A 17170-nucleotide genomic window follows, 5' to 3' on the forward strand; every position below is an offset into this window, starting at 1 on the left:
AGTGCAACGGAGTCGGGAAATCTATATAAAAAGATCTCTCTCCCGATAATTCGGGACTACGCTTCAGTCGAGATGACGATTTTATCTTAGTACAACAAAAATATAGTAGGTTGTTTATGAAGATCTATTTCCTCTTTGCGCCAATTGTAAACACTTTGGGTTTTAATAAACTCATCTTCTGCCGTGAGGTTACTGGCTACACAAACCTGCGTATTGGGTTTGCAGCTTTTCAGCACTTCTTCAAAAAGCTGGTTGTTGCGGAAAGGGGTTTCGATGAAGATCTGGGTTTGTTTGTAACGGCTCGCCGATAAATCTAAATCTTTAATGCGTTTGGTCCGCTGTTCTTTATCAATTGGTAAATAGCCCCAAAATGCGAAACTCTGTCCGTTAAAACCTGAGGCCATTAAGGCCAGTAAAATCGAGCTTGGCCCTACTAATGGTACCACTTTAATGCCGCGTTTATGTGCTTCGGCGACAATATCAGCCCCGGGATCGGCAATGCCCGGACAACCCGCTTCGCTCATTAAACCTACATCTTTTCCGGCGGCAAGCTCAACAAAAAACTGACCTAAATCTGTCCGGTTATGTTTGCCATAATCGTGCACGATTAAATCTTTTTGAGGTGTTTTTAAACCAGCCTCTTTTAAAAACCGGCGGGCTGTTTTACTATTTTCTACAATGTAGGTATCAATCTGGTTAATGGTATCAACCAAATAAGGGGTAAAAGTTTTGTGTGCTACCTCTTCAGCCAATGGTACGGGAATAAGGTATAAAGTGCCTTTTTGCATGCTACAAAAATACTTACAATAAATAGAATTTAAGTTCTAAAATTTGCGGTACCGGCAATATAATCTCTTTTGTAAGCAAAGGTGTAGCAAATTTTATTTCTAACTGACTTATTTTCTGCACAATTAAACTCGGCTTAAAACGTTAAATATTAGTTAAATATGCCTTGTAGGGCAATATTTGAAGGAAAACGCAGAAACTATGCATGCATATTAAACCTTCTATATTTTTGGTTCTCTAATTGATACACACACATTAGGTTATTAAAATAAAACACACAAATGAAAACACTGAAATCTACGGCACTTGTGCTGGGGCTATTTGCGCTCCTTGCCGGAACCACAACCCTTGTCAGGGCACAAGACTATCAAAACGATTACCAGGACGATGGTTATAGCACTGGCAATGTTTCTTTACAGACTTTTTACGATGAACTTTCGCCTTATGGCACCTGGATACAAGATCCTCAATATGGCTATGTTTGGCGCCCGGATGTAGATCAAAGCGAATTTCGTCCATATTATACCAACGGACGCTGGGCCATGACCGAATATGGTAATACCTGGGTTTCTAATTACGATTGGGGCTGGGCACCTTTCCACTATGGCCGTTGGGTGATTAACAGTTACAGGCAATGGATCTGGTTACCAGATACCAATTGGGGACCAGCCTGGGTAGATTGGAGAAGCGGCGATGGATACTACGGATGGGCACCAATGGCACCAAGCATTAATATTAATCTGAGCTTTGGCCGTCGTTATGCTGTGCCAGATTTCTGCTGGAACTTTATCCCGCAACGCAATATCTATATCAATGTATTTCCAAGATATGATTATGGTCGCAACAATGTATATATCCGAAACACCACCATTATCAATAATACCTATGTGTATAACAGAAGAACCTATTATGGTGGCCCAAGGGTTGAAGATATCAGACGTGCAACCAACAGGGATGTAACCGTTTATAGGTATTCACAAGGTTCAAGACCAGGTGCAAGCAGGATTAATAGCAGGGAAGTATCTATTTACAGACCTAGACCAGAGCGTAATGCCGACAACCGTAGTGCAGCACCAAGAAAATTTGAGCAAGGTAATGCTGGTATTAGCAGGGGTGGTAGAAATGAAGGTTATAGCAATCGCGATCAAAGAGGTGGTAGTAACAATAATAATGATAACCGTTTTGGATCAAGAGGAGATAACCGTACCGCACAACCTGACCGGAACAATGGTACCATAAGCAGAGACAATAACAATCAGCCTAATAACAGAGGTGAAGTTTACAATAGAGATGCTAATGGTCGTGCCAGCCGTGGAAATGCCAATGGTGTAGACGGAAGAAACGGACAAGAAAACGTAAACCGCGGTCAGGATCAGCAGCGTTTAGAGCAGATGAGGCAACAACGTACGCAACAAGACCGTATGAGCCAGGATCAGCAACGTACACAGCGCGATGTTCAAACACAGCAACGTGGTCAGATAGACCAACAACAACGCGCGGCCCAAATGGAGCAGCAAAGAGCACAGCGTAATGAGCAATTTCAGCAACAACGTACGCAACGTGATGCCCAGGTACAGCAACAACGTAATGAGCAGTTGCAACAGCAACGTGCACAGCAAGCCCAGGCCCAGCAACAGGAAAGGACTCAGCGAGATGCGCAGATGCAACAGCAAAGAAATGAGCAAATGCAACAACAACGTGCGCAGCAAGCTCAGGCTCAGCAACAAGAAAGAGCGCAACGCGATGCTCAGGCACAGCAACAACGTGCCCAGGCGCAGCAACAAGAACGTGCACAGCGTGATGCGCAGGCTCAACAACAAAGAGCACAGCAACAGCAGCAGCAAATGCAACAAAGACAAGAACAAAGAAGAACAGAAGCACCACCGCAACAACAACAACAAAGGGGTGGTGAAAGAAGCGGCTCTGAAGGAGGAAGACCATCAAGAGGTGGTAGAGGATAGATTGATAAGTCCCGATGAAAATCGGGACTTTTTTTGTTTTATTTTAAATAGATCCCACTGGCATTTGCAGTTTTTCTTTTTTAAATTTCGGAGGGATTAACATGATTAACCATATTGTTGAACCTATAAAAAATGATAAAAGTGTCAGAAATAATTGATGGCTACCCCTTTTTTCAAATGGAGTATATTTAGGTATTAACAAAACAGGATTTATTGGTGAACCGGGATCAGCATGGGCAATACCTTTTTTGAAATTTTTATAATCCTTACTGTTGCCTATTTTCTGCAGATAATCAAAATTATAAATTTTGTCGTGCAGGAAACTCAGATGTGAATCTTTAAGGAACGTCCTAAACATATTATCTTTTGTTTCTTTCGTTAGTCTGTTGTTTATTTGTTTTGTCATTTGCCAGCCAAGCCAGGCTTTTGGCCGTAAATCATCTAGCTCCATCTTACCTGAAGATTTTACTCCATATTGAAGCGATCTTGCTTTTGATGGAGATCTCATTAGCGGCGGTGTTGGTTCATTGTAAATTGGAATGGCCGTATAAACTGTAAATTTTAAATTTTCGTTGTGTTTGCCAGTGGCTTTGGCTTCAACCTGTACAGCACTATGTGTCTTATCAAGATACAGATTTTGAACCTTATAAAATTTGGTGAGGTAACTTTGGTCGATGCTGCTAATTGTTTTTAATTCGGTGAGTTGGCCAACTGCGCTGGTGATATATTTCTGTGCAAAAATAGAAGGGCATATAATGGCAAACCATGCAATGATCAGGTAAAATTCAAATAAATCTTTTCCATTTTTTCTTTCCAGCCTTAAAAGCTTTAGTCGTGGCCTCAACCAAAAAATTACTGGAAGTATAGGAAGGAGCATGGGTATTAAAAACTCATAAAAAAAGTCTTCAATGGGTATAAGCTGTGTTTGAAAGAGGCATATATTTACTATTGAAAAACCAACAATTGAGCCTAATGTAATGATAAGATAACGGGAATAAATTAATTTGAGCTTATAACTTAGGTAATCCATATTGATCTGGGACGAAATAAAATTCAAAAGTATTTAATTTTGAATTAGGAGCAAGTGGGTTAGTTAAAGAAATTACTGCTTGCTGCTGGTAGGGGTTTAAAAACAAAGGCTTATGCAGCTGAGCACCCAGCCAAAAATAACACCACCCCACGAGCTATCTAGACCCGATTGGAGTGAGCACGCAATCCCGATCTTCATCGGGATAAGTAAAACGGAAAGCGGGGAGATACTTAAATAATTGTAGAAAACTGCTCTCCTATTAACTTTATAATATTTATCTGAAAATGTAAATGCAGTACTGCTTCGGGAACAACAGACAGGCCATCTTCATGCAATGGGGGTGTTGCAATAAAGATTGCTTCAGCCAATGAAAAACTGGCTTCACAATGACGGCACCTTACTGCCCTGCTGCCTTATGCAAATTACTTAAATCAATTCCCCTAAAAGTGCTTTTGGCACCTGGATGCAGGTTTTCGGGATCGAGTAAAAATGTTTCAATCCCCAGTTCCAGTCCGAATTTAATTTCCGATTCGGCATCATCACCTATAATTAAGATATCATCTGTTTTAAGATTGTATTTATCAATCAGCAGTTTGAAAGCTTCCTTTTTGTTGGTGGTCGAAACATCCACAACATGTATTTCCTCAAAATCATCAGCGATACCCAACATCTTCACCTTTGAGGTTTGCTGTTTCGGAAAACCCGCCGTTACAATAAATTTACGTCCTTTAAGGCTTTTAATGTAATGGTAATCATTGCTCGGTTTTAAGGGGCTGGTTACTTCGCGGTTTTTTAAATAATCAACCGCACGATCAACGGCTAATTGTTTAAAGCCATATTTTTTGGCTACTTTCTGGAAAGGGGTCCTTAACATATCTTTTTTCGATGTTTGATATACCTCATCAGAAACTCCTAAATCTTCCTGGTCTAAAAGCTGGTATAAACCACTCATCAACTGCTCTTCGTTAGGTTTGGTAAAATAGATGGTATTGTCCAGATCGATAAAAAAAATATGCTTCATGTAAATGGAATGATTTATGTTAGAATAAAACCAAAACAACAAGTGCCAATTAATGTTTAATTATTAAATAATAAAGTTATGACAAAGGAAACAAAAATTATAGTAGGCGTATTAGCTGGAGCAGCACTTGGTGCAACAATCGCATTGGCATTATCTTCTGATTCTACCAGCGATTTAAAGGGTAAAGTATCAGACTGGTTAGCGGATATTTTAGATAGTTCGAAAGATAAACTTGCAGGTTTAGCAGATAAAGCAACTGGTGTAGCTGATAAGGTGAAAGATAAAATAGCAGAAATAAATGCATAAAGAATTGGAAGTGCCGGAAATATCCGGCATTTTTATTCTATATATATTTTCTAACCACCATTTAGATGAACATTGCTTTTCATGGTGCCGCCCGTACTGTTACGGGGAGTAAGCACCTTATTACCTTAAAAAACGGCACCCAGATTTTATTAGATTGTGGCTTATTCCAGGGGATGGGCCGTATTACCGATAAATTAAACGATTTTTTCGGCTTTGATGCCAAAAAGGTTACCTACCTGGTTTTATCACACGCACATATAGATCATTGTGGTTTATTGCCCAAACTGGTTGCAGAAGGTTTTGAAGGTAAGATTTTCTGTACCTCGGCAACTATGGATCTGGCCCGTATTTTAATGATGGATTCTGCCAAAATACAGATGCAGGATGCCGAATTTTCTAACCGCCATCTGCGCGAAGGCGAGGAAATGGAAGAGCCACTTTACACCGATGAAGACGTGACTAAAACGGTTAGTCAGATGAAGATTGTGGAGTATGAAGAGGATTTCGAGATTGAGGCAGGCATTCGCTTAAAGTTTACTGATGCCGGCCATATTTTAGGCAGTGCTGCGGTTCACCTTACCATTACAGAAGACGGAAAACCGATACGAATTACCTTTTCAGGAGATGTGGGCCGTTATGGCGACTTGCTTTTAAAGAGCCCGCAACAGTTTGATCAGGCCGATTATATCTTAATGGAATCTACCTACGGCGATTCGCTGCATAAAGATCTTGATCCGATCGAAAACATGCTTTTAGAAATCATTAACAATACCTGCAAAGTGAAAAAGGGGAAAGTGATTATCCCGGCTTTTGCCGTTGGCCGTACGCAGGAGCTGCTTTACGCTTTAAATGGGCTGGAGTTAAAAGGTAAATTGCCTGATGTTCCGTACTATGTAGATAGTCCTTTATCATCAAAAGCAACTGAAATTCTTAAAAACCACCCTGAAGTATACAATAATGGCGTTAAGGAAACTTTAAAAGTAGATCATGATATATTTGGTTTTAAAGGCCTGCGTTTTATCGAAAGTGTAGAAGAATCGAAAGCTTTAAACGCCGATCCCAGACCATGTGTGATTATTTCTGCATCAGGTATGGCAGAGGCTGGCCGTGTAAAACACCACATCAGGAATAATATTGGTAATCAGAAAAATACCATTTTGATGGTGGGATATTGCGAACCTAAATCGCTTGGTGGTAGGTTAATTGCCGGACAAAAAGTTGTGGAGATTTTCCGCGATGAATATGAAGTTAAAGCCGAAGTACGATCGATAAAATCGATGAGTGCACATGGCGATTATGAAGATTTATTACATTTTTTATCAGGTCAGGATCCCGCTAAAGTTAAACAACTCTTTTTGGTACATGGCGAATACGAAGTGCAGCAAAATTTCGCCAGCAAATTGAAAGATGCAGGTTTTAAACATGTGGCTATCCCCGACTACCATCAGGTATTTGAGATCGAATAATGATTAAGTTGGTCCGGATTTGTAGGGCGCCGTCATTTCGAGCGGAATGGAGAAATCTAAAATATAGATCTCTCCATTCCGCTGTGCTTCAGTCGAGATGACGATTTTTCTTTTTACATCCTCAAAGGTAGTTAAGAAGAGTTTGTTTCATCGGCTCCTTTTCATACCTCTTCCATTTTCCATCTCACCTCATCCATTTTCCATTTTACTTTCATTCTTCAAATTTATAGTCTGGTTTTCACTTGTCTTTTGAGGATTGGAAGTCCCTGGCTCCTAAGACGGGATTACAAATCCCGACTAACTTAAATCCCAACTAACAGCGTAATTATAAATTTCCATTTTCCATCTCACTTCATCCATCTTCCATCTTACATCATATTCAATTTCCCTATCTTTGCCCGCATGGATGTTTTTGGTAAAGCGTTAACAGATATTTACAGAACAGGCGAGGCTGATACCCTTTGGTTGCACAATTCGTATGGGGAGCCAGAAGAAATGCCTTTAGAATTCTTCTTCCGTGATGATGAAGATATGCCCGTTTTAGAACTTCAGGCCTTACACATGTGCAGCGGCAAGGTATTGGATATTGGCGCCGGTGTGGGCAGTCATGCTTTACTTTTACAGGCTTTTAATATTGATGTAACGGCTATTGATATTTCGGAAGCAGCGGTGAATATTATGAAAGACCGCGGTGTAAAAAAAGCATTCGTGCAGGATATTTTTACCTATCAGGAGAAATTCGATACCATTATCATGCTCATGAATGGTATTGGTTTAACCGGAACTTTACCTGGTTTTAAGGATTTTCTCATCAAATTAAAAGACCTCATTAACCCTAACGGACAGGTAATTTTCGATTCTTCTGATATTGCTTATTTATATGAAGATATGCCAAAACCACAAAACCAATATTATGGAGAGGTATCTTATCAGTACGAATATAAAGGCGAGAAAGGCAATTGGTTTAACTGGATTTACATCGATGAAGAAACCATTAAGCAGATTGCGAAAGAAACGGGATGGGATGCTGAATTGATTTTTGATGATGGCGAAGATCAGTATTTAGTCAAACTAACCCCAAACCCCTAAAGGGGCTTTACTTGTTTTAAAAATAAAAAAGGTGTTTTTGTGTTTTCGCTCTAAGTTCCCCCTCGAGGGGGCTAGGGGGTAATTTAAAAGTCATAAAGCTTTTCGTACTCCTGTTTTAAATGAGCAGGCTCATAAATTTGTTAGATACGAATATGAGCAATACAAAAATAAAACTAAGTGTGTTAGATCAGTCACCGGTTCGCAAGGGTGTTACTGCCCGTCGTGCCATTGAAGAAACCACTATACTTGCACAAGAAACCGAAAGGTTAGGGTACCACCGTTTCTGGGTTTCAGAACATCACAATACCACCAGTTTAGCAGGTTCAACGCCCGAGATCCTAATTGCGCATTTGGCCAATCATACCAAAACGTTAAGAATAGGTTCGGGTGGTATTATGCTGCCTAACCATAGCGCGTTAAAGGTTGCAGAAAGTTTTCGTTTGCTGGAGGTGATGCACCCTAACCGTATCGATCTGGGTATGGGGCGTGCTCCGGGTACCGACCGCATTACCGCTTCGTTGCTTAACCCCTCAAACAATTGGAGCGAGCAGGATTTTGTAGAACAACTGCGAGAGCTGCAGCATTACTTACACGATACTTCAGATGGCGGAATTCAGGCAAAAATAAAGGCTATTCCGATTGCTGAAACCATTCCGCAACAGTGGCTTTTGAGCAGTAGCGGACAAAGTGCTTTATTTTCGGCACACTTTGGAATGGGCTTTTCTTTTGCCCATTTTATTAACCCACATGGAGGGCCGCAGGCTGTTCAATACTACCGGGAACATTTTAAACCTTCCGTTGACCTGGCAAAACCAGTAGAAAATGTGGCCCTTTTTATTTTCTGCTCAGCAGATGAAGAAAAAGTTAAACAGCAGGAGGCCTTAATGGCTTATCGTTTTCTCCAGCTGGAAAAAGGAGGAGGTTTAACTTCGGTCGGCTGGAACGACATTAAAGATATCAATTATAATGCTGCAGAGCAGGAACGCATTAAGGCCAATAAACCAAGAATGATTTATGGTACCCCGGAGGTAATTAAAGAACGACTGACCAAACTGGCTGCCGATTATGATGTTGATGAACTGATGGCCGTTACCATTACTGAGCATTTTGAAGACCGTATAAAATCGTATGAGTTGCTTGCCGAGATGTTTTTGTCGTGATAAAATCGTCATTGCGAACTGAAGAAAGGGATTTGCGAAGGAGTGAAGCAATCTATTTGATGAATTGACAAAAAGATTGCTTCGGCTCGCACTTATCCGGCCATTATGAAAAGTTTGAAACGAGTAATTTTTGCGGAGCGCTGTGTGGACACAGCCCCCTGCATCAGGAACGGGCGCTTTAAAAACTAAAAAACGTTTGCCGGCCACCAACTTTTTGTCCAAAGTTTTGGATATTATAAGTAAGCGTAAGCATGCCATATCTACCCAGGTTATTACTCTGTGTGTCGATAATGCTATTGCCTGTAATCTGGATATTCCTTCGTACATTGCTCTGTAAAATATCATTCACCGAGAATTTTAATTGCGCCCTGTCGTTTTTCATGAACAGGTAAGTAAGGGCAGCATTCCAGAATTTGATGTTATTGTTATATCCGGCAATGTTTTGATCGTTGATGGTTAGAGAATAGCTGGTTTCGAAAACCAGTTTTTTGGGATAACGGATAATTAGTTCGGAAGTGCTTTGATGGGTATTGTAACTGATATTGGTGTAAAAACTGTCGTCGTATCTACTCCTGTTCAGGTTAACGGAATACGATTGGTTAATTTCTACCTTATCATTCAGGTTTAACCTCACACTTCCATTTGGCCCTACGTAAAATACATTCGCATCACTTTGGATATTATTCACTATCACCGGAGTATGATCAAAATTGGCCCAGAAACCTAAACCTACTTTTAAACTGGTTTTATCTTTTTTGAAATCTTTCGAAATATTGGCCCCGCCACTAAAATTGTATATACCGCTCTTGTTAACCGGATTGATTGTTTGGACGCCATTATTTATGGTAATCGTGTTAACCACACCATTTTTTGTGAAACTACCGTAGCCGTATAAATTATAATTGATGAGACTTTTAGGATCGTATTTGTACATATTCATGCTTAAATTCTGCGTACGGGCGGGCAATAAGTTCGGATTGCCGTTTCTGATGTAAAATGCATTGGTATTATCTGCCACGGGCTGAAGATAACTTACATTCGGCTCTGCAAAGCGGGCTGAATAGTTAAAACGGAATATTTTGTACTTCAACTGGAATGTCGGCCACATAAAATTATAACGCTGATCGATATCTGCGCTATTGGTAAAGCGGTTGTTTAACGAAATATAGTTATGTACCAATCCTGGCTGAAGGAAGAGGTCTTTAGTTACCTTGTATCCGAGGCTAATATTGGTATTGGTTTTGAAACCGGCTTGTTTAACGGTTTGCGATAAATTGGGGATTGCAATATCGTACAGCTGGTTGGCCGGATTGCGATAAAAAGTGCTGAGTGCATTTTCGTTATTAATGATGTTTCCACTTATATCGGCTTTAAAATAAAATTTTTTACTAATCGGTTCGGTATAATTGCCATATAGGTAAGACCTGAAATTATCAATGGTATTGTTCCTCAACTGATCTATTTCTGAGGTGGAAGGTGTGAGGTAAAAAACACTAATGCTTCTGTTGTAATTAAGAATTGGATTTGGTGTTGCCGAAATATCGGTGCCCAGGTTTAAAGATCTTCCTGCCTTTTTAAAGTCCTTGCTAAAATCGGCTCTAAGCTGATATTTGTTGCTCGAAGTATTCAGGTCATTTAAATTTTGGAGCGTGTTAATGAGTTGGTTGTTCGCATTGTTATTACGCGAAGAGACCTTGCTTACCGAATTGTTAGCACTTAGTACAATTGCCGGCTCGATAGTGAGCTGTGTTAAAGAATCGATTTGCCAGTCTAATTTTCCGCCTATATTATGTTTCAATATCAGTGCATTGGTGTTTTCGCTGGCATTGGTAATCAACCTGTCGGTACCTAATGTCTGGTTGGTATTGGTGAGTTTTTCTAAAAGATTGTCCGATCGGCCAAAGAAATATTGTGTGTTAATTTTGATCCCCTTTTTGGTTAGGGTGTTAAAGTTAAAACCACCACCCGAAGAAGTTTGGACACCATTATAACTGCCGCCGAAATTAATGCCATTAAACTCGAAATAACCGGTAGAATTCATCATCATGGAATTGATGCCACTGCGGTTAAAACCACCTATCCGCTGTACATCGTTAGGGTTAAAGCCTGGCTGGTTAATGTTGTTGCCATATGCCAATATACTCACCTGTGTGGTATCCCTAAAAAAGTTCATTAATCCACCGGCCTGATACAGCTCTTTTAACCCTCCACCAGCATATAATTTACCGAAAGCACCCTTTTTAATGGCTTTTTTTAGTTTTAAATTGATAATCTGCGGAATTTCTGCTGCGGTTAAATCCGGATCGCGTCTTTTAGCCTGCTTATCATCAACCACCTGCACCTTATCGATGATGTTTGCGGGCAGGTTTTTCGTTGCAATCTGCTGGTCGCCACCAAAAAACTCCTTTCCGTCTACTAAAATTTTACTCACTGCTTTGCCATTAACCTGTATAGACCCATCGGCAGCGATTGCAACCCCAGGTAGCTTTTTTAGCAGATCTTCTACCACCGCCGATGGCAGTGTTTTAAAAGACTCGGCATTAAACTCAATGGTATCTTTACGTACAATTACAGGTGGTCTTTCTCCCGAAATTACCACTTCATTTAAGTCATTCGCCTTAACAGAAAGATAAAGGGTGCCCAGATTTAAGGCGGGGTTGGCTGCAGTTAGTTCTACTTCTTTCCGGTATGTTCCATATTGCCATGCGGTTACCACTAAACGGTATTTTACGCCTATGATTAGTCCGTTGATTTTGAAAATACCTTTATCATCCGATAATTTATAAGTGTTTAATACACTATCGCCAACTTTATACACTGAAACTGTGGCGTAATTTAAGGTGATTTTGCGATTGGCACTATCGGCTAAAATTCCGGTAATGCTTCCGTTTTTTTGTGCAAATAAATTAAAAATAGTTAGGATAAGGCCGATTGAAAGCAGGAGTTTCTTCATGTACAGGTTTAAATAAGCAAACTAAAATTAGGCGCTATGTTTTTACGGTATAGATAAATGTGATGAACGATATAAAAAATGTGACAGACTAAATGTCTGGCTTAATTTCATTAATAGACGTACGGGCTAACTAAACGTTGCATTTCAACCGAAAACAACTAATCTTTTAGGTAAAAATAGCCCGCTTACCATATTTTTGCAAATACAAAACGAAAAAATTACATGGACTAAAATAAAAAAGCCTCAAGCTAATGCAATGAGGCTTAATAATAGGAGCGTATAATATATTAATGTAAATCGTTATAGTTGATAATTTTAACAGCTGGGTTTTTGGCTAAAATTTCTTCCATCCACTTGCGGTGTGATGCGCCAACACCGACCACAATCCTTTTGGCTTTTTTTGCCTTTGCCTGATCGATAATATTTTTACACATCCCTTCGTTTCTTAAAGTCCATTGCACAATCATCTCTTTAACCGTCTCGGTAGGGAAACCCGCATAACCATAAAAGTGACGGCCACCATAAAAATTAATAGATTCATCCAGTACACCGTATCTTACGGTATTCATGCCAGCATATGGATCGGCGTTAAAAACCTTTGATTCTTCATCACTATAGCTCCAGTATTTTTCCAGTGCTTTAACGGTAAGGGCCTCTGGTGAAGTGGTATCGGCCTTGGCTGTATTGATCAGGATTTTGTATAACGAATCAGTCCTGGCCCAGGCTTCGCTCCACGATTTATCGTAAGTCTGACAGTCCATATTGTAGATCTGATCTTGCTTCAACTGATAAATAAGTGGGAAATAGATTTTAGTATATTCACTCCCGGTTCTATAAAAACCAACTTTTTTTAGTGAATCTATGCTGCCGAACATTTTGGTGTATTCAGCCTGTTCTTCTTTGCCAAAGCTTTCTTTCATATAATTCTCGAGTACAAAAATCTGGTAATCGGCATTTCCCCTGTCCCAGTTTTTAGCATAGTGAACAGCTAAATTCATTCTGGTTTTATGGTAATAAGGGAATGAGGCGAGTGCTTTTTGGTGTTTTTTAATTTGTACATCAATATTTTTCGGTGATGCCGGATTTAATTTTTCTAAATAATCATGTCCTTTTCTAAACGATTTTTTAGCCCAGTTGCTTTCTTCCAGTTTGGCATAATCGCTCTGGGGCAGGTATTCGCCAAAAACCATATCAGGTTTAAAGTTTTTAAGTTTATCAATGATCGCCTGAAAGTTTTGTGCCGATTTGGAGTTGTCGTGCGAAGAGCCTACTATAACAATCTCAATGAGGTTCTGGGCATTCGATTTAACTGCAGTTGCGATTAACAATAAAAATGCAAGACTAAGTTTTGGGATGGTTTTCATAATGAATCGTTTTTGTTGATTCAAAGATGATTATACAGGCTTGATTGCTATATTTAATTATCCCAAAGGCCTGTAATATTATCCCAACCGGTGAAAAAGGAATCCAATCGTTGGGTGTTCGACATTAAAGGTTTGAATCGAAAAGAGGCTACTCCATCATTTTTTGATTGAACGCAACAATTAATTTAAACAGATCCTGATATTCGGTAAGTGGTAACGTTTCTGGCTTATCGAACACATCGTGATAGGCAGTGGGACCGCCCTGTGTGTAAATGAAGAATGCAGGGACACCTTTTTCGGTAAAGAAATAATGATCGCTGTTGGCGGCTTTACCCCTCTGGTTTATTTTGGAGATATATTGATTTTCATTGTTGATGGCGTTGAGCATGGCAAATGCTTTAGGATAAACAGATGCGTTAACTACCGTCATTCCAGCCTCGCCGGTGCCAACTAAATCCAGGTTGATCAGAAATTTTATTTTGCTTAAAGGAACCAAAGGGTTTTCTACGAGATATCTCGATCCCAATAATCCGGCTTCTTCGGCGGCAAAACAGATAAAACCAATAGAATAGGCCTGGGGATGTGCGGCATAATATTTGGCGAGGCTCAATAAAGTGGCTACGCCGGCAGCATTATCATTTGCACCAGGGAAATAAGTGTCGGCACCCATTCCGCCCAAATGATCGTAATGTGCAGTAATGATTAAAAGAGAATCAGGAAATTTAGTGCCCTTAACTAAACCGCAAACATTGGCAGCCTGAAAATCGGGAATGAATTTATTTTCGATGTCGACGCTAATTGTTTTCGGTATTGCTGTTAAACGCTTTTTATTGATCTGAATCGTTGTTAAATCGCCAACTTCTGTTGCTACAGACCAGGTTAATTTATCTTTTAACAAAATATTTAATGATGACGAAGCCTGATAATGGAGGCTATCTATCTTGTTTAAAATTGCTTTTTGTTTAATACCAGGACTTTCGTTATTCACAATGAAATCTTTACCGGGAATGAGTTTTTGGCCGTTAATGGCCACCATCATTTTTCCTGGAAAAGTATTTACAGGGAAATTAAAAACCTGTTTATAATTTGCTCCCATCGGTAATAGACCGATTTTCTGATAAGTTTCTGCAAGGTATGTCGCAGATTTTTTCATCCCATCTCGGGTATAACCCCTGCCCCAAAATTCTTTTGATGTCAGGGTGTTAATGATATTTCTGGTATAAGTAGAATCTTGTGCGAAAGTATTGATTGCTAAAAAAAGGAAGATGATGAAGCCAAATTTTTTCATCCCGAAATTTAATAAATTAAATTGGACAACAACCTTACGGTTTTTAAACGGTATAACCTTGATACACCTACAATTTAGATAGTCAATTTTTTGTAAATAAAGGTTCGGTGTGCTTCGTTTACGAAAGTCCTGCTATCGCTTCAAGTCCTCACTCGTGCCTCGTTCCGGGCTTTCCGCTTTATCAGGTTTATTTAACTTGGGCCTGTAGTTCTTAAGTTTAAAGATGAAGCTAGTCAAAGCCGTAAGGGTATTTTATTATTGTAAATCTGCGTTAGGGATTGTAAGGGTTCTGTGCCGGTTTTCACCGGTACCGGAACGCAGCGCAGCCCTGAAAAGCCCGACCCTTTCCCGTATTTCACGGGATTGGGGAACGCCCATATCATTATGTAACTAATAAGTAAAAGGTTAAAATGGCTCTTGCTTATCGCTTGTAAGGTTTAAGTAAAAAATGGTTGATAGTTAACAGACCATTGCTATTAACCATCAACCATTCGTTATAAAAACAATTATTTTACTTTACCAGATAAGGCTGTAAAGCAGTTTTAATTTTTTCTTTGTTCTGGTTTGCTGACCATTTTTCTTTAATAGATTGATCGCCCAGGTTAAAAAGGGTTTCGTAAAGCAATTTGCCGTTCGCCATGGTTTGTACTTTAAATGTATTTTGCGAGCCAATAATATCAGCCCAAACACCGCGTACATCTGCCCAATAAGTTTGCTGGCTGGCCCACCATTTTTGTGCATATGCAAAAGTTTTAGGATCTATTTTCGTAAATTCCTCATAACCTTTTTCAACAGCTAAAAGTTTATCGCCACTGGCCGAACGCACAATTTTTTTATTATCCTGCTCAAACATCCAGCCATTTTTAGTGATGGTGATTCTGCTGCCACGGTTTAATACATTGTAATCTTTACGCACAGTAGATTCTCTTCTTGGTAGTGGAGAGTCGGTTTCGCTCGACCATGAATCGTGACCGCCAACATGGCTCCAGGTTCCGTAGCCCTGGTAACGTGGACTATCATCAACCTGATAAACTTTTTGCGTCCATTTTCCTTTCACATCAGCCGGAGTTAAATTGCCCTTTTTCCACGCATTACCTTCGGTATAAAGCATGATGTTGGTATCTTCATACGTCCAGTCCTGGCGCCAGTGTTTAATAACCGTGGTGTCGTTAATGGCCAGCATGTGTTGAATCACAATTCTTTTAGGTTCATCTACAATAATTTCTGCCCATTCGTTGCCATGGCTTTCGTAAGGTTTACTGAATTTGTAGTTTGGATCTGGAGCAGTAACTTCACCATAGTTGAAGTTCACTTCATAAAAGCCAGCTAAAGATTTTATTGCTTTTCTATCCTTTTCTAGTTTTTCTTCGGGAGTGTCTGCTTTTGTTTGTGCATGAGCATTAAGGGTGATTAAACCGCTTAATACTAAAATTAGGTTTAAAAATTTCATTTTTATGATTAATTAGGGTGTATTTAGTTTTCCGCCACTGCGGTATTTTTTTTCTTTTTTCCTTTTCCCCACCAGATAATAAATCCGGTTATGGGTAAACTTGCTGCGATTAAACTGGCAAAAAAGGCCATTATTTTTCCGGTTAATCCTAAAATGGCCCCAACATGGATATCGTAGTTCATGCCAATTACCGTTTCACCACCATTTTTTTCTGATTGGTTTGTTCTATGCAATAACTTGCCCGAGTATTGATCGAACTGGATCACATCATAATTCCAATAGGTTTCTTCACCACGATAACCTGTGGCATAAATGGTTGCTGTACCAGGTGCTGCCGGCGACATCCCAATGCGGTCTTCATTTTTAAAGATCTTTTTGGCCTGATCAAAAACAATATCGAATGGAACGGCTTTAATGCTTTTTGTTGAATCTGATTTTACTTCTACCACTTTGGGTGGCGTAGTGCTTCCTGATGCCACCACATAAACTGCCCCCTGAAACCATTGGAATGCCCAAACCAAACCTGTTAACGCCAGCATTAAACAGATCAGCATAACATAAAAACCCAGTACATTGTGCATGTCGTAGTTAATGCGTTTAAATTTGGCCTTCCATTTTACTTTAAAACTCTTATCGAAGTTCGATTTTTTGAGGTTTTTCGGCCACCACATGACCATGCCTGAAATGAGCAGGAAAACAAAAATGAAAGTCGACCAACCGATGATCTGCTGACCAATGGGATGATTGATCAGTAAACTCCAGTGGATCATTTTAACGACGGCAAAAAACTCATATTTATGGTCGGCAACCAGGGTTACTTTTCCTGTATATGGGTTTACCAATACGAGATCGTAATAATCAACTGAATCGAAATACCAGAAGGCTTTAGGGTCGCCGGCCTTATAAGTGCCAAATTCCCATGCCCTTTCCGGTGTTTTGTATGTAGAAATAAAGCTGATTTTCTTTTTATTCCCTAATGCTTTTTCGGCATTGGTTTGTAGTAAACTTAATGGTAAGGTTTTAGGATTTGAAGGAACATCAACAAAATAGGCTTTGCGGTGAATCAGTTCAGTAATTTCTTTTTGAAAAACGTACATGCATCCTGTAACGCCTAACATCAATACAATTAATCCTGATGCAATGCCCAGCCACAGGTGCAGCCAGTCGCTGATCCGTCTTAGTCGCGATTTCTTGTTTTTTGATTTGGTTGATGTTTTTGTTAGTGCCATTAGCAAAGTGGTATGAATAAAAGAACCAATTAGCCTTTTTTAAGACTAATTGGCTTTAAATTTTTAT

Annotated in this window: 13 protein-coding genes; 5 read left to right on the plus strand and 8 right to left on the minus strand. The window is 39.7% G+C overall.

Annotated elements, in window-relative coordinates:
- Nucleotides 1-86: 86 nt before the first annotated feature.
- Nucleotides 87-788, minus strand: a complete 702-nt coding sequence (locus tag AC07YT_RS11365; RefSeq protein ID WP_029274984.1) for an SAM-dependent methyltransferase — start codon at nucleotides 786-788, stop codon at nucleotides 87-89.
- 279 nt (nucleotides 789-1067) lie between these two features.
- Between AC07YT_RS11365 and AC07YT_RS11370 the strand changes: the two genes are divergently transcribed.
- Nucleotides 1068-2747: a DUF6600 domain-containing protein gene (locus AC07YT_RS11370; RefSeq protein WP_086548037.1), complete on the plus strand. Its 1680-nt coding sequence runs from the start codon at nucleotides 1068-1070 to the stop codon at nucleotides 2745-2747.
- A 43-nt stretch (nucleotides 2748-2790) separates the two neighbouring features.
- On the opposite strand, the gene AC07YT_RS11375 is transcribed toward AC07YT_RS11370, so the two are convergent.
- Both AC07YT_RS11375 and AC07YT_RS11380 read right to left on the minus strand, forming a co-directional pair.
- Nucleotides 2791-3777 (minus strand): hypothetical protein, encoded by a 987-nt coding sequence (locus tag AC07YT_RS11375; protein WP_086548036.1) that lies wholly within the window; start codon nucleotides 3775-3777, stop codon nucleotides 2791-2793.
- 397 nt (nucleotides 3778-4174) lie between these two features.
- Nucleotides 4175-4798 carry an HAD family hydrolase gene (locus AC07YT_RS11380; protein ID WP_086548035.1) on the minus strand — a complete coding sequence of 208 codons (624 nt, stop codon included), beginning with the start codon at nucleotides 4796-4798 and terminating at the stop codon, nucleotides 4175-4177.
- Between the two features lie 78 nt (nucleotides 4799-4876).
- Between AC07YT_RS11380 and AC07YT_RS11385 the strand changes: the two genes are divergently transcribed.
- The 4 genes from AC07YT_RS11385 (at nucleotide 4877) to AC07YT_RS11400 (ending at nucleotide 8819) form a co-directional block, all read left to right on the plus strand.
- Nucleotides 4877-5104, plus strand: a complete 228-nt coding sequence (locus AC07YT_RS11385) for a YtxH domain-containing protein (protein WP_086548034.1) — start codon at nucleotides 4877-4879, stop codon at nucleotides 5102-5104.
- 65 nt (nucleotides 5105-5169) lie between these two features.
- Nucleotides 5170-6570: an MBL fold metallo-hydrolase RNA specificity domain-containing protein gene (locus AC07YT_RS11390; protein ID WP_086548033.1), complete on the plus strand. Its 1401-nt coding sequence runs from the start codon at nucleotides 5170-5172 to the stop codon at nucleotides 6568-6570.
- Nucleotides 6571-6972: 402 nt separating this feature from the next.
- The gene (locus tag AC07YT_RS11395; RefSeq protein WP_086548032.1) at nucleotides 6973-7659 is read left to right on the plus strand and encodes a class I SAM-dependent methyltransferase; all 687 of its coding nucleotides are present in this window, start codon (nucleotides 6973-6975) and stop codon (nucleotides 7657-7659) included.
- A 152-nt stretch (nucleotides 7660-7811) separates the two neighbouring features.
- The gene (locus tag AC07YT_RS11400) at nucleotides 7812-8819 is read left to right on the plus strand and encodes an LLM class flavin-dependent oxidoreductase (protein ID WP_086548031.1); all 1008 of its coding nucleotides are present in this window, start codon (nucleotides 7812-7814) and stop codon (nucleotides 8817-8819) included.
- Between the two features lie 178 nt (nucleotides 8820-8997).
- On the opposite strand, the gene AC07YT_RS11405 is transcribed toward AC07YT_RS11400, so the two are convergent.
- The 5 genes from AC07YT_RS11405 to AC07YT_RS11425 form a co-directional block, all read right to left on the minus strand.
- Nucleotides 8998-11772, minus strand: a complete 2775-nt coding sequence (locus tag AC07YT_RS11405; RefSeq protein WP_086548030.1) for an outer membrane beta-barrel protein — start codon at nucleotides 11770-11772, stop codon at nucleotides 8998-9000.
- Between the two features lie 287 nt (nucleotides 11773-12059).
- The gene (locus AC07YT_RS11410) at nucleotides 12060-13136 is read right to left on the minus strand and encodes a DUF5694 domain-containing protein (protein ID WP_086548029.1); all 1077 of its coding nucleotides are present in this window, start codon (nucleotides 13134-13136) and stop codon (nucleotides 12060-12062) included.
- Nucleotides 13137-13284: 148 nt separating this feature from the next.
- A complete protein-coding gene (locus AC07YT_RS11415) occupies nucleotides 13285-14424 on the minus strand; it encodes a M28 family metallopeptidase (protein ID WP_086548028.1) in 1140 nt (379 codons plus the stop codon).
- 511 nt (nucleotides 14425-14935) lie between these two features.
- Nucleotides 14936-15874, minus strand: a complete 939-nt coding sequence (locus AC07YT_RS11420; protein WP_086548027.1) for a DUF6607 family protein — start codon at nucleotides 15872-15874, stop codon at nucleotides 14936-14938.
- 23 nt (nucleotides 15875-15897) lie between these two features.
- A complete protein-coding gene (locus AC07YT_RS11425) occupies nucleotides 15898-17103 on the minus strand; it encodes a PepSY-associated TM helix domain-containing protein (RefSeq protein WP_086548026.1) in 1206 nt (401 codons plus the stop codon).
- Nucleotides 17104-17170: the final 67 nt, after the last annotated feature.

Source organism: Pedobacter sp. GW460-11-11-14-TSB4, assembly GCF_059423705.1.